This is a genomic window from Nocardia nova NBRC 15556, assembly GCF_001613005.1.
Lineage (GTDB): Bacteria > Actinomycetota > Actinomycetes > Mycobacteriales > Mycobacteriaceae > Nocardia > Nocardia nova.
The window spans coordinates 25,365-38,142 of sequence record NZ_BDBN01000038.1 but is presented as its reverse complement, the minus strand read 5'-3'; the positions used below and the strand labels follow the sequence as shown (position 1 = coordinate 38,142).

The 12,778-nt window shown below is 67.5% G+C and carries 15 protein-coding genes; 3 read left to right on the top strand and 12 right to left on the bottom strand.

The genetic code is table 11. The features are described 5' to 3' along the window. Positions 1-21: 21 nt before the first annotated feature. Positions 22-942 (bottom strand): NADP-dependent oxidoreductase, encoded by a 921-nt coding sequence (locus NN2_RS16540; RefSeq protein ID WP_063014716.1) that lies wholly within the window; start codon positions 940-942, stop codon positions 22-24. A gap of 197 nt (positions 943-1,139) precedes the next feature. Further along, entirely contained in the window at positions 1,140-2,531 is a 1,392-nt protein-coding gene (locus NN2_RS16535; RefSeq protein WP_063014623.1) for a glycine--tRNA ligase, read from the bottom strand. 157 nt (positions 2,532-2,688) lie between these two features. Between NN2_RS16535 and NN2_RS16530 the strand changes: the two genes are divergently transcribed. Together NN2_RS16530 and NN2_RS16525 are read left to right on the top strand one after the other, a co-directional pair. Next, complete coding sequence (locus tag NN2_RS16530; protein WP_245658734.1) at positions 2,689-3,084, top strand: ArsR/SmtB family transcription factor; 396 nt, start codon at positions 2,689-2,691, stop codon at positions 3,082-3,084. Beyond that, on the top strand, positions 3,081-3,512 hold the full coding sequence (locus NN2_RS16525) for a Fur family transcriptional regulator (protein ID WP_104364756.1): 432 nt from the start codon (positions 3,081-3,083) through the stop codon (positions 3,510-3,512). Before NN2_RS16530 ends, NN2_RS16525 begins: the two co-directional genes overlap by 4 nt. 18 nt (positions 3,513-3,530) lie before the next feature. On the opposite strand, the gene NN2_RS16520 is transcribed toward NN2_RS16525, so the two are convergent. The 3 genes from NN2_RS16520 to NN2_RS16510 are packed head-to-tail and all read right to left on the bottom strand — an operon-like array spanning position 3,531 to position 5,596. After that, positions 3,531-3,929 carry a hypothetical protein gene (locus tag NN2_RS16520; RefSeq protein WP_082857032.1) on the bottom strand — a complete coding sequence of 133 codons (399 nt, stop codon included), beginning with the start codon at positions 3,927-3,929 and terminating at the stop codon, positions 3,531-3,533. Between the two features lie 8 nt (positions 3,930-3,937). Next, positions 3,938-4,735: an isoprenyl transferase gene (locus tag NN2_RS16515; RefSeq protein ID WP_051755092.1), complete on the bottom strand. Its 798-nt coding sequence runs from the start codon at positions 4,733-4,735 to the stop codon at positions 3,938-3,940. A gap of 42 nt (positions 4,736-4,777) precedes the next feature. Further along, positions 4,778-5,596, bottom strand: a complete 819-nt coding sequence (locus tag NN2_RS16510; protein ID WP_063014619.1) for an SAM-dependent methyltransferase — start codon at positions 5,594-5,596, stop codon at positions 4,778-4,780. Positions 5,597-5,752: 156 nt separating this feature from the next. On the opposite strand from NN2_RS16510, the gene NN2_RS16505 reads away from it, so the two are divergent. Continuing rightward, positions 5,753-6,628, top strand: coding sequence for an LLM class F420-dependent oxidoreductase (locus tag NN2_RS16505; RefSeq protein ID WP_030512865.1), 876 nt, complete (start codon positions 5,753-5,755; stop codon positions 6,626-6,628). 9 nt (positions 6,629-6,637) lie between these two features. On the opposite strand, the gene recO is transcribed toward NN2_RS16505, so the two are convergent. The 7 genes from recO to NN2_RS16470 form a co-directional block, all read right to left on the bottom strand. After that, complete coding sequence (gene recO / locus NN2_RS16500; protein WP_063014617.1) at positions 6,638-7,411, bottom strand: DNA repair protein RecO; 774 nt, start codon at positions 7,409-7,411, stop codon at positions 6,638-6,640. 95 nt (positions 7,412-7,506) lie between these two features. Next, entirely contained in the window at positions 7,507-7,920 is a 414-nt protein-coding gene (locus NN2_RS16495) for a hypothetical protein (protein WP_146098627.1), read from the bottom strand. A gap of 232 nt (positions 7,921-8,152) precedes the next feature. Next, a complete protein-coding gene (gene era / locus NN2_RS16490) occupies positions 8,153-9,073 on the bottom strand; it encodes a GTPase Era (RefSeq protein WP_063014613.1) in 921 nt (306 codons plus the stop codon). Continuing rightward, complete coding sequence (locus NN2_RS16485) at positions 9,070-9,450, bottom strand: cytidine deaminase-like protein (RefSeq protein ID WP_063014714.1); 381 nt, start codon at positions 9,448-9,450, stop codon at positions 9,070-9,072. Before NN2_RS16485 ends, era begins: the two co-directional genes overlap by 4 nt. Continuing rightward, a complete protein-coding gene (locus tag NN2_RS16480) occupies positions 9,437-10,795 on the bottom strand; it encodes a hemolysin family protein (protein WP_063014611.1) in 1,359 nt (452 codons plus the stop codon). The genes NN2_RS16485 and NN2_RS16480 overlap by 14 nt, the downstream gene beginning before the upstream one ends. A gap of 145 nt (positions 10,796-10,940) precedes the next feature. Further along, the gene (gene ybeY / locus NN2_RS16475) at positions 10,941-11,495 is read right to left on the bottom strand and encodes an rRNA maturation RNase YbeY (protein ID WP_030512859.1); all 555 of its coding nucleotides are present in this window, start codon (positions 11,493-11,495) and stop codon (positions 10,941-10,943) included. A gap of 91 nt (positions 11,496-11,586) precedes the next feature. Continuing rightward, positions 11,587-12,663 carry a PhoH family protein gene (locus tag NN2_RS16470; RefSeq protein ID WP_063014712.1) on the bottom strand — a complete coding sequence of 359 codons (1,077 nt, stop codon included), beginning with the start codon at positions 12,661-12,663 and terminating at the stop codon, positions 11,587-11,589. Positions 12,664-12,778: the final 115 nt, after the last annotated feature.

Genomic DNA, 12,778 nt, shown 5'->3' with positions numbered 1-12,778 from the left:
ACGACTGTGCCATGACAGATATCATGGCAGCAGGACGATCTTGCCCCGGGTGTGGCCGCGCTCGAGTTCGGTGAACGCCGCGCGCACCTCGCCGAGCGGATAGGTGGCGGCGATCGGAATCCGGACGGTCCCCGCGGCGGCCAGTTCGGCCAGCTGGGCGAGCACGTCGATGGTGTCGGCGGCCGCATTGCCCTCCGCCTTGACGCCGTACTTCTCCACGGCGGCGAAATCGATGATCGTATCGATGCGCTCGGGCTTCACGCCGAGATCGAGGGCGAGTTCGACGTAGCCGTTGCCGTGCGTATCGATGAAGGCGTCGATACCGCCCGGCGCCGCCTCCCGGATGCGCTCGGCGAGACCGTCACCGTATTCCACCGCGACCGCCCCCAGCTCGCGGAGATAGTCTTGGTTGTCCGGCCCGGCGATGGCGATCACCGTCACCTCGCGGGCCCGAAGCAGTTGCACCACAATGGATCCGACTCCACCGGCCGCGCCGGACACCGCGATGGTGTCGCCAGCCTCCGGGCTCACGGCCCGCACGGCGGCGAAGGCGGTGGTGCCCGCGACGTACAGCGATCCGGCCACCTCCCACGACAGGCCCACCGGCTTGGGGGTGACCTGCTGGGCCGGCACCACCACCCGGGTGGCGTGGCTGGACCGTTTGTCGCTGAATCCGAGCACCTCGTCGCCGACGGCGATCCCGCTCACCCCGTCGCCGAGCGCGACGATGCGCCCGGCGAAATCGGTGCCCTCCCCCTCGGGAAAAGTGGCCGGCCACAGCTCGTGCAGCGAGCCGTTGCGGATCTTGGCCTCGCCCGGATTGATGCCCACGGCCGCCACCTCGACCGCGACCTGGCCGGGTCCGGGCTGCGGATCCGGCACCTCACGAACCTCGAGCACATCGATATCGCCGTAACGATCGAACTTGACCGCCTGCGCCATGATCAGGACCTTTCGTCGCACCTGTGGGCCGGGCCCGGCCGGACCGCACTCGGCCCGCCGAATCCCGGATTCTCAGTGCCCGGAACGACTCGGACCACCGCGTTATTTCCGCCGCTCCCACTTTTGCGCGCGATCAGCCCCGATGACGCCCGGGTCTTCGGTTATGTCCGAATTCGGTATACCCGGGCGCGGTGAACTCAGGCGCCGAGCAGGCGCTGGGCCAGGTAACCCTCCACCTGGTCGAGCGCGATCCGCTCCTGTGTCATCGAGTCCCGCTCGCGCACGGTGACCGCCTGATCCTCGAGCGTGTCGAAGTCGACGGTGATGCAGAACGGGGTGCCGATCTCGTCCTGGCGGCGGTAGCGGCGGCCGATCGCACCGGCGTCGTCGAAGTCGACGTTCCAGTTCTTCCGCAGTTGCGCGGCAAGGTCTTTCGCCTTCGGCGACAGATCGGCGTTGCGCGACAACGGAAGTACGGCGGCCTTCACCGGCGCGAGCCGGCGATCCAGGCGCAGCACGGTCCGCTTCTCCATGACGCCCTTGGCATTCGGCGCCTCGTCCTCGGTGTAGGCGTCGATCAGGAAGGCCATCAGCGAGCGGGTCAGGCCGGCCGCCGGTTCGATCACGTACGGCGTGTAGCGCTCGTTGGTGTTCTGGTCGAAGTAGCTCAGATCGGTGCCGGAATGCTTGGAGTGGGTCGACAGGTCGAAGTCGGTGCGGTTGGCGACACCCTCGAGCTCACCCCATTCGCTGCCCTGGAAGTGGAAGCGGTACTCGATATCGACCGTGCGGGTCGAATAGTGCGAGAGCTTCTCCTTCGGGTGCTCGTAGAGCCGCAGATTCTCCGCGTCGATGCCGAGGTCGGTGTACCAGGCCAACCGGGTGTCGATCCAGTACTGGTGCCACTGCTCGTCCTCACCCGGCTTGACGAAGAATTCCATCTCCATCTGCTCGAATTCGCGGGTGCGGAAGATGAAGTTGCCGGGGGTGATCTCGTTGCGGAAGCTCTTGCCGATCTGCGCGATACCGAACGGCGGCTTCTTGCGCGCGGTGGTCATCACGTTCGCGAAATTCACGAAGATGCCCTGCGCGGTCTCCGGGCGCAGGTAGTGCAGGCCCTCCTCGGACTCGATCGGCCCGAGGTAGGTCTTGAGCATCATGTTGAAATCGCGCGGTTCGGTCCACTTGCCGACCGTGCCGCAGTCCGGGCAGCCGACCAGATCCATGGACACGCTGTCCGGATCGTCGATCTTGTGCTTCTCGGCGTACGCCTCCTGCAGATGGTCCTGCCGGTGCCGCTTGTGGCAGTTCAGGCATTCGACCAGCGGGTCGTTGAAGACGCTGACGTGTCCGGAGGCCACCCACACCGGCCGCGGCAGGATGATCGCGGAGTCCAGGCCGACCACATCGTCGCGGCTGGTGACCATGGCCCGCCACCACTGCTTCTTGATGTTCTCCTTGAGCTCCACGCCCAGCGGGCCGTAATCCCACGCCGACCGGGTCCCTCCGTAGATCTCGCCGCTGGGATATACCAAGCCACGACGCTTGGCGAGGTTCGCGACGGTGTCGATCTTCGACTTGGGTGCCACGGTACGAGCTCTCCCTCTGGATGATGGGTGGAACGATTCGCCCCAGCCTAGCGACACCCCCGGGCGCACCGCGAAGCAGTATCGACGGCCTGCCTCCTTGACATGCGCACTTATGCATATCAATAATGGCATCGGTTTCCAATAAGGAGTTGGTTCGATGACCTCCGACAGCGGTGTCCCCGCGCGTCGAAGCCGCGTCGCCGTCGAGGCGCCCGCGCCGATCCCGCACGACCCGTATCCGTATCGCGCCCCGACCGCCCCCGCGGTCCCCGCCCGCACCACCCTCGACAACGCGGGTGAACTGCTGCGCGCGCTGGCCGCGCCGGTGCGGATCGCGATCGTGCTGCAGCTGCGGGAATCGCCGCGCTGCGTGCACGAGCTGGTCGACACGCTGGGCGTCACACAGCCCCTGGTCAGCCAGCATCTGCGCATTCTGAAGTCCGCGGGCGTGGTGCGCGGTGAACGCACCGGCCGTGAGGTGATCTACGAACTGGTCGACGACCATCTGGCACGCATCGTCGTCGACGCCGTCGCACACGCCGAGGAAGGATGACCGTGCCGGAGAAGACGGGCACCGCCGAGAAGACTGTCGGAATTCGCAGCACCCGCCAGCGCAGTGCGATCACCGCTCTGCTGGGCGATATCGAGGAATTCCGTTCGGCCCAGGAGCTGCACGACGAACTACGCCGCCGCGGTGAGGGCATCGGCCTGACCACCGTGTACCGCACGCTACAGTCGCTCGCCGACGCCGGCAAGGTCGACGTATTGCGCACGGACACAGGCGAATCCGTGTACCGGCAGTGCTCCAAGGGCCACCATCACCACCTGGTCTGCCGCCAGTGCGGACGCACCGTCGAGGTGGAGGGTCCCACCGTGGAGGCCTGGGCCGCGGCCATCGCGGGCGAGCACGGCTTCACCGACATCAGCCACACCATGGAGGTGTTCGGCACCTGCCGCGACTGCGCCCACATCGGGCGCTGATCCGGTCGCCCCCGCCGGTCAGGGCACCAGACCCTGGCGGGCGCGGCCCGCGCCGGAGAGGACCAGCAGCAGCATCGTCGCCAGCGCGTCGTCGTCGAGGCCCGCCGCGGGGAAGGTGTAGCGCAGCAGCACGTCGGCCAGTTTTTCGTGGGCGATGATGGTCAGCGAGCCGAACTGCAGCGCGTTGTTGCGATCGGCTACCCGCTTGTGCAGTTGCGGCTTCAAGGGACGATCCCAGGCGAGGACGCAGGTCAGCGTGAGAACGTCCAGGCCGGGCGCCAGTGTGACGCCGCGCAGCGAGCACAGCGCGCCCTCGAATTCGAAGCCGAGGGCGCCGCCGTCCTCCTCCCGCACGGCGACATCGCATTTCCGCAGGCAGGCGGCGGCTTGGGCCTGCAATTCCCGGGCGACGGTCAGATCGTTGCTCACTTCACGCCACCGAACCGGCGATCGCGCTTGGCGTACTCCACACAGGCCTCCCACAGGTCGCGGCGGTCGAAGTCGGGGAACAGGGTGTGCTGGAAGACGAATTCCGCATAGGCGGACTGCCAGATCAGAAAGTTCGAGCTGCGCAGCTCACCGGATGGCCGCAGGAACAGATCCACATCCGGCATATCCGGTTCGTCGAGATACTTCGCGAAGGTCGATTCGGTGATCTTCTCCGGATCCAGCTGTCCGGCCGCGACCTTCCGCGCGATTTCCCGTGCCGCGTCGGCGATTTCGGCGCGGCCGCCGTAGTTGACGCACATGGTCAGCGTCATCACGGTGTTGTCCTTGGTGAGCTCCTCGGCGATCTCCAACTCCTTGATCACGCTGCGCCACAGGCGCGGGCGGCGGCCCGCCCAGCGCACCCGCACCCCCATCTCGTGCATCTCGTCGCGGCGGCGCCGGATCACGTCGCGGTTGAAGCCCATCAGGAACTTGACCTCGTCCGGGCTGCGCCGCCAGTTCTCGGTCGAAAAGGCATAGGCGGAAAGCCATTTCACGCCGATCTCGATACACCCCTCGACGGTGTCCATCAGCACCGCCTCGCCGCGCTCGTGCCCGGCGGTGCGCGGCAGCCCGCGATCCTGCGCCCACCGGCCGTTGCCGTCCATCACCAGCGCCACATGCCTGGGCACGAACTCCGGCGGCAGCGCGGGCGGAGTGGCGCCCGACGGGTGCGGTGACGGCGGACGAATCGTGCGGGTGGTCTGGGAGCGGTTACCGATCACGCCACCTATCCTGCATCACCGCGCATCGCCCGTGACCGGGGCCGTGGGAAATCAGCGCTTGACGCCGACCGCGGCCCAGATGCCGAACGCCTCGTCGGCCCACGCGAGCCGCTCCTCCGGGATGTAGAAGTCCGGATTCGGCTGCCAGCGGTGCATCGGAACCACGCCGGGCTCGACGATCTCCAGTCCGTCGAAGAAGCGGGTGACCTCGGCCTTGTTGCGCAGGGCGACCTTCATTCCGGCCTGGGCGTAGACCGCCGCCACCTTCGCGAGCCGTTCCGGATTCACATCGCTGGAGGCGTGGGTGATGCTGAGGTACGACCCGGGCGCGAACACGTCCATATAGGTGCGCACGATGTCGTAGGCGCCCTCCTCGTCGGTGACGAAATGCATGATCGCGGCGAGGTTGAGCGCCACCGGCCGGGACAGATCGATCACCGCGCGGAACGCCTCGGAGCCGAGGATCACGTCCGGATCGCGCACATCGGAGGGAATGTATTCGGTACGCCCCTCCTCCGAGCCGATCATCAGCGCGCGGGCATGCGCCAGCACCAGGGGGTCGTGATCGACGTACACCACGCGACAGTGCGGGTCGACCGCCTGCACGGCGTTGTGCAGATTCGGTTCGGTCGGAATTCCGGTACCGATGTCGAGGAATTGCCGCACGCCGTTGCGCGCCGCGAAACGCGCTGCCCGATGGACGAATTCGCGATTGGCGCGCGCCGCCTGCGCGGTCTCGGGAAATACCTCCATCACCTTCGACGCGGCCTCGCGATCGGCCGGATAGTTGTCCTTGCCGCCGAGGTAGTAGTCGTACATCCGCGCCGAATGCGCCTTCTCCGTATCGAACTCGACCAGTTCGTGAGACATCGAAGCTTTCTCCGTAAGGTTGGGTGGGACCTTCGAGTGAAGTTACCTCGTCCGAGCCGCACGTAGGGCCCGCATTCCGGGAAACCTCTTGACCTGGAGTGCGCTCCAGGGCATAGCGTTCTCTCCGGGAAGTCAGTCACTGACGAGGAGAACTCCATGGAGCTCGGGTTTCACATTCCTATCTTCGATATCGACGGCGGCACCCCCGCGATCGCGGGTGAGCTGGCGCGAGTGGGGCAGGCCGCGGAGGCGGCGGGCGCCACCTGGTTGTCGTTCATGGATCACTACTTCCAGATCGAGCCGACCGGCCTACCGGCCGAGGCGAACATGCTGGAGGGATACACCACGCTGGGATACCTTGCGGCACATACCAGCTCGATCGACCTCGGGCTGCTGGTCACCGGCGTGACCTATCGGCATCCGGGTCTGCTCGCCAAGATCGTCACCACCCTCGACGTGCTGTCGGGCGGCCGGGCCACGCTGGGTATCGGCGCCGCCTGGTTCGAGCGGGAGCATCGCGGGCTCGGCGTCGAGTTCCCGCCGCTGGCCGAACGGTTCGAGCGGCTGGAGGAGACGCTGCGGATCTGCGCGCAGATGTGGGATCCGGACAACAACGGGCCGTTCGAGGGCAAGTACTACCAGCTGGCCGAGACGCTGTGCTCACCGCAGCCGATCCATCGCCCGAACGTGCTGATCGGTGGCGGCGGCGAGAAGAAGACGCTGCGATTGGTCGCACAGTACGGCGACGCCTGCAATCTGTTCGGCACGTCGCCGGAGGATGTCGCCCACAAACTGGACGTGCTGCGCCGCCACTGCGACGATGTCGGCCGCGATTTCGACACCATCCGCACCACGATCATGGCCAACAATCCGCGCCCGAATCCGGACGTTCGCGACGAATTCGTCCGCAGCATGGCCGATTACGCGAAATTGGGCATCGACGCGGTGCTGATCACCCCGACCACGAGCTCGCCCGCGGCATGGATCGAGGGCATGGCGCCGGCGGTCCCGCAGCTGGCCGACCTCGGGTAGGCGGCCGGGTTATCCCACCCGTGAGGCCGGCGGCTCCGCCGCCTCGTGCGGACGAGAGCGCTCGATCAACGGCAAGGTCCGCAGCTGCCGTTCCAGATGCCACTGCAAATGGGCGGCGGTGAGCCCGCTGGCCTGGCGGCGGACGGACTCGGCGACCGCGTCGAGTCCGGTCCAGTCCCCGCGATTGAGCGCACTCATCAATTCCAGGACTCCGACCGAGGGCGTGGCCGAGCCGGGCGGGCGGCAGTGGACGCAGACCGCTCCCCCGGCGGCCACGTGGAAGGCGCGGTGCGGGCCGGGGGTCGCGCACCGGGCACATTCGTCGAGGGCGGGCGCCCAGCCCGCGAAACCCATGGCGCGCAACAGGAATGCGTCGAGGATCAGTTCGTGCGGGCGCCGGCCGGCGGCGATCGCGCGCAGGGCGCCGGCGGTCAGGGTGTGCAGGCGGGGGGCGGGGGCGCGCTCCTCGCCGGCGAGGCGTTCGGCGGTTTCCAGCACCGCGCAGGCGGTGGTGTAGCGACCGTAGTCGGCGACGATATCGGCGGCGAACGCCTCCACGGTATGCACCTGCGTCACGGTGTCGAGGTTGCGTCCGGGATACAGCTGCACGTCGATATAGGCGAACGGTTCCAGCCGGGCGCCGAACTTCGACCGGGTGCGGCGCACACCCTTCGCCACCGCCCGGACCAGCCCGTGCTGACGGGTGAGCAGCGTGACGATGCGATCGGCCTCACCCAGTTTGTGCTGGCGCAGCACAATCGCCTGGTCCCGATACAACAACACGCTGACAGTCTCCCACGCCGCTCCGACGTGCCCGCGCCCCCACGCCACTCGGCCGCCGATCGCGCGACGCTTTCCGACGTCACACCCGCGACGTCTCACACGCTGCGCGGCAGCCCCTCCGCGTACAGCTGCGCGATGCGCGGGGCGTGAATCGTGCGCAGCAGCAACGTGGTCCAGCCGGTGCGAATCGGATCGATCGCGCCCCGGTCGGCCTCGACGAGCATGCGTTCGGACCCCTGCAGTTCCATGGTGACGGCGGGATGGCCCAGCCAGACGTCGACCAACGCCTCCCGATTCCCCCAGATGACCAGGCGTTTTCTGCTCATCCCGATGGTTCCGCCGACGATATTCTCCCAACTGGAAGAACCGTAGTGCAGTGGTGTCCGATAATTGCGTCTGGCCAGCGATCCACTCACCGGGCCGAATACGACGATCCCTTCCGATTCCAGATCCGAACGCACTTGCGGCGGCAGCTCTTTCGAGCCGAACGCCCGGGACATCCACTTCACGCCAGGATCGTAGGCCCGTCTCACAATGTGCGTGCGCACACAGTTCGCGCGCTCCTGCGGAAATACCGGAAACGCACATCACAATTCGACTACGGCCGACCTGGGACTCCGATATGGACGGGTGAACAGCTTCGCGCCGGGTTTCGCGCGCGCCCCCGAGACGGAGATCACAGATGACGACGTCATCGATCGGAGCCGCACCGGTCGGACCGATCCCTCGTGGGAACGACGATCAGAATCCCAGCTTGCGCAGCTGTTTGGGGTCGCGCTGCCAGTCCTTGGCGACCTTCACGTGCAGATGCAGATAGATCCGGGTGCCCAGAATGTGCTCGATCTGCTTGCGCGCCGCGGTGCCGACCTCTTTGAGCCGGGCGCCGCGCTTGCCGATGATGATCGCCTTCTGACTCGGCCGCTCCACGTACAGCAGGGCATGCACGTCGAGCATGTCCTCGTGTTCCTCGCGCGGCATGATCTCCTCGATCACCACCGCCAGCGAATGCGGCAGTTCGTCGCGCACACCCTCCAGCGCCGCCTCGCGAATGAGTTCGGCCATCAGGGTTTCCTCGGGCTCGTCGGTCAGCTCCCCGTCGGGGTAGAACGCCGGGCCCTTCGGCATCTTGGAGGCGATCACATCGACGAGCAGTTCGACCTGCTCACCCTTGGCCGCCGACACCGGAACCACCTCGGCCTCGGGGCCCAGCAGTTGCGAGACCGCGAGCAGTTGCTCGGCGACCTGCGGCTTGTCCACCTTGTCGATCTTGGTGACCACGCCGAGCAGCGTCGTCTTCGGCGCCATCTGCTTGACCTGCTGGACGATCCAACGGTCACCCGGGCCGATCTTCTCGTCGGCCGGAATGCACAGCGCGATCACGTCGACCTCGGAGTAGGTGTCGCGCACCAGATCGTTGAGGCGCTGCCCCAGCAGGGTGCGCGGCCGGTGCAGTCCGGGAGTGTCGACCAGGATCAGCTGGGCGTGGTCGCGGTGGACGATGCCGCGGATGGTGTGGCGGGTGGTCTGCGGCCGCGAGGACGTGATCGCGATCTTCTGGCCGACCACGGCGTTGGTGAGCGTGGATTTGCCGGTGTTGGGCCGGCCCACGAAACACACGAAGCCGGAACGGAATTCGCCCTCGCCGGGCTGCTGGACGCTCATCGCGCCGACTCGGTTCCGGCGGCGACGGTGCGGTAGCCGGCGCCCTTGCGATCGGTGACGATGACGACCGCCGACGCGCTCACCTCACGCACCGCGGCCACGCCTGGATCGGAATCCTGACCACCGACCAGCACCGCCGCCTCGAACCCCTCCGCACCGCTGGAGATCGCGGCCGCGACCGCCGCCTGCAGCGCGGACAGCGACAGCGCGTTCAGCTCCACCGTGCCCGCGGCGTAGGTGCGGCCGTCGGTATCGCGGATCGCCGCGCCCGCCACCCCGCCGGTGCGTCCCATCGCGCCGCGCGCCAGCACCAGCAGTTTGCCGTCCTCGGCGTTCAAATCGGCGGTGTTCACATCGGCGGTTTCACCCTCGGTCATCGCCATCTCCGTTCTCGTATCTCGACGTCTCTTCCCGCCCCTGACGGTCGCCGCGCACCGCATCCGCGAGCGCGCCCGACATTTCGTCCGGTTCCTCCGCGCGGCGCGCGACGACGGTGTGCACCCGCACCCGGCCGCGGGTATCGGCGCCGCCCTCCCCCTGCAGCAGCAGCCCGTGCACGACGACCTCCGATCCCGGCAGCGGCACCCGGCCCAGCGTGTGCGCCAGCAGGCCGCCGACGGTGTCGACGTCCTCCTCCTCGATCTCCAGGCCGAACAGCTCGCCCAGATCCTCGACCGGCAGCCGGGTGGAGACGCGGTAGACGCCCTCGCCCAACTCCTCCACCGGCGCGATCTCGTCGGTGTCGTATTCGTCGGCGATCTCACCGACGATCTCCTCGAGCACATCCTCGATGGTGACCAGCCCGGCGATTCCGCCGTATTCGTCGACCAGCAGCGCCATATGGTTACGGCGACGCTGCATCTCGTCGAGCAAGGCGTCGAGCGGTTTCGAATCGGGCACGAACACGGCCGGCCGCATCACCGCCCGCACCTGCACGCTGCGGCCCCGATCCGCATACGGCACAAGATCTTTCAGATAGACCACGCCGAGGATGTCGTCGACGTTCTCACCGATCACGGGAATGCGCGAGTGCCCGGACCGCACGGCCAGCGACATCGCCTGCGCCACCGCCTTGTCCGCCTCGATCCACACCATCTCGGTGCGCGGCACCATCACCGCGCGGGCCGCGGTGTCGCCGAGTTCGAACACCGACTGGATCATGCGGCGTTCCTCGGAGTCGACCACACCGCTCTGCTGCGCCATATCGACGATTTCACGCAGTTCCACTTCGGAAGCGAAGGGGCCGTTGCGAAATCCGCGACCGGGGGTGATGGCGTTACCGATCATGATCAGCAACCGGCTCACCGGTCCGAGCAGCGCCCCGATCGCCTGCAGCGGCAGCGCGGCCGCCAGCGAGATCGAATACGCGTGCTGGCGGCCCAGGGTGCGCGGGCCGACACCGATGACGACATAGTCGACCACGACCATGATCACCGCGGTCACGGCCAGCGCCCACCCCCAGCTGAGCACCTCGCTCAGCGCGGCGGCCAGCAGGACCGTCGCCGCGATCTCACAGGCCAGCCGCAGCAACACCATGAGGTTCACATAGCGGGGCCGGTCGATCGCGATCCGGGCCAGCCGGCGGGCGCCCGGACGGTCGGCGCGGACCAGATCGTCGACCCGCGCCGGCGAAACGGTCATCAACGCGGAATCGATCGCCGCGAAGACACCGCCGACCGGCACCAGCAGAATCGCCAGCAACAGTGGGATCAGCCAGTTCACGCTCTACCCTCGGCCGCATGAGCTCGGGCCTGCGTGGTGACGCTGCGCTGCCGCCTCCGGCCCTGACCGCTCATGCTGTGTTCAGCCGCCGCATGAGCTCGGGCCTGCGTGGTGACGCTGCGCTGCCGCCTCCGGCCCTGACCGCTCATGCGGGGTCCAGGGGGTCGCCCGGGGCCGTGAATCCGGTCTTCCCCAGCAGGCGGCGGTCGCGTTCGGCCAGTTCGGCTCGGCGGGCGGCCTCGCGCAGGCTTTCGTACCATTCGGCGAGCAGGCGGTTCTGCAGGCCGAACATCACCTTCTCCTCTTCCGGCTCGGCGTGGTCGTAGCCGAGCAGATGCAGCACCCCGTGGACGGTGAGCAGCGCCAGTTCGTGGTCGAGGGAATGGCCGGCCTTACCGGCCTGGGCGGCGGCGAATTCCGGGCAGAGCACGATGTCGCCGAGCATCGAGGGGCCCGGTTCGGCGCCGTCGGGACGGCCGCCGGGTTCGAGTTCGTCCATCGGGAACGACATCACGTCGGTGGGACCCGGCAGGTCCATCCACCGCATGTGCAGGTCGGCCATGGTGTCGAGATCGACGAGCACCATCGACAATTCGGCCGCCGGATGCACGTCCATCCGCTCGATCGCGAACCGCGCGACGCTGACCAGATCCGGTTCCGATACGTCGATGCCCGACTCGTTGGCGATCTCGATACTCACCCTGCCAGCCTAATGGGGGCCGCGCATGGCCTCACCACCACACCAGCGGCGAGCCGCTCCGGGCAACTCAGCGGCGAGCCGCTCCGATGGCTCAGCGGCGAGCCGCCTTGTCCGCCGCGCGGCGCTGGGCTCGGTTGCCGCCCGGGTAGTGCCGCGCCACCTGCGGCCGGGCGTCGGACTCGTAGCGGTCGTAGGCGTCGACGATGTCCGAGACCAGCCGGTGGCGTACCACGTCGCTGGAGGTGAGCTCCGCGAAATGGATGTCGTCGATATCGGTGAGGATGTCGCTGACCACCCGCAGCCCGGATCGGGTGCCGCCCGGCAGGTCGACCTGGGTGACGTCGCCGGTGACGACGATCTTCGAGCCGAAACCGAGCCGGGTCAGGAACATCTTCATCTGTTCCGGCGTGGTGTTCTGCGCCTCGTCCAGGATGATGAACGAGTCGTTGAGGCTGCGTCCGCGCATATACGCCAGCGGCGCGACCTCGATCACTCCGGACGCCATCAGCTTCGGAATCGCCTCGGGGTCCATCATGTCGTGCAGGGCGTCGTAGAGCGGACGCAGATACGGGTCGATCTTCTCGTTCAGCGTGCCCGGCAGAAATCCCAGCCGCTCCCCTGCCTCCACCGCCGGACGGGTGAGGATGATGCGGGTGACCTGCTTGCTCTGCAGCGCCTGCACGGCCTTGGCGACCGCCAGATAGGTCTTACCGGTACCGGCCGGGCCGATGCCGAAGACGATCGTGTGCTCGTCGATGGCGTCGACATAGCGCTTCTGGTTCAGAGTCTTCGGGCGGATGGTCTTGCCGCGCCGGGCGATGATGTCCAGACTCAGCACCTCGGCCGGGGAATCGGAGGATCCCTCGGTCAGCATGGACACCGTATGCCGGACCGCTTCCGGGGTGACGACGCGATTGTGCGCGGTCAACGCCACGAGCTGCTCGACCACCCGCTCGGCCAGCGCCACGTCGGCGGCCTTACCGGTGAGGGTGACCGAATTCCCGCGCACGTGGATGTCGGCGTCGAGCAGACCTTCGAGTTCACGCAGGTTCGCATCGGCGGAACCGAGGAATCCGAATACGGACTCCGGGGCCAGTTCGATGCTGGACCGCACCGTCCGGGCCGCTGGACCCGAACCGTTACCATTGCCGGGGGCGCCGGCTCCGATGCCGGTCGTGGGTGTTGTCGGGTCGCCGATATCGCCTGATGTTCGCAAAAGGGGCTATGGCCTGCTTTCCGGTCTCGAACGGATCCTCTCCTTTCCTCAAAGTCTATCGCGCGGC

Excerpts from the sequence above, each read along its gene's own strand:
- NN2_RS16540 (WP_063014716.1), bottom strand. The coding sequence starts at position 942 with ATGGCGCAGGCGGTCAAGTTCGATCGTTACGGCGATATCGATGTGCTC.
- NN2_RS16530 (WP_245658734.1), top strand. The coding sequence starts at position 2,689 with ATGACCTCCGACAGCGGTGTCCCCGCGCGTCGAAGCCGCGTCGCCGTC.
- NN2_RS16525 (WP_104364756.1), top strand. The coding sequence starts at position 3,081 with ATGACCGTGCCGGAGAAGACGGGCACCGCCGAGAAGACTGTCGGAATT.
- NN2_RS16510 (WP_063014619.1), bottom strand. The coding sequence starts at position 5,596 with ATGTCTCACGAACTGGTCGAGTTCGATACGGAGAAGGCGCATTCGGCG.
- NN2_RS16505 (WP_030512865.1), top strand. The coding sequence starts at position 5,753 with ATGGAGCTCGGGTTTCACATTCCTATCTTCGATATCGACGGCGGCACC.
- era (WP_063014613.1), bottom strand. The coding sequence starts at position 9,073 with ATGAGCGTCCAGCAGCCCGGCGAGGGCGAATTCCGTTCCGGCTTCGTG.
- NN2_RS16485 (WP_063014714.1), bottom strand. The coding sequence starts at position 9,450 with ATGACCGAGGGTGAAACCGCCGATGTGAACACCGCCGATTTGAACGCC.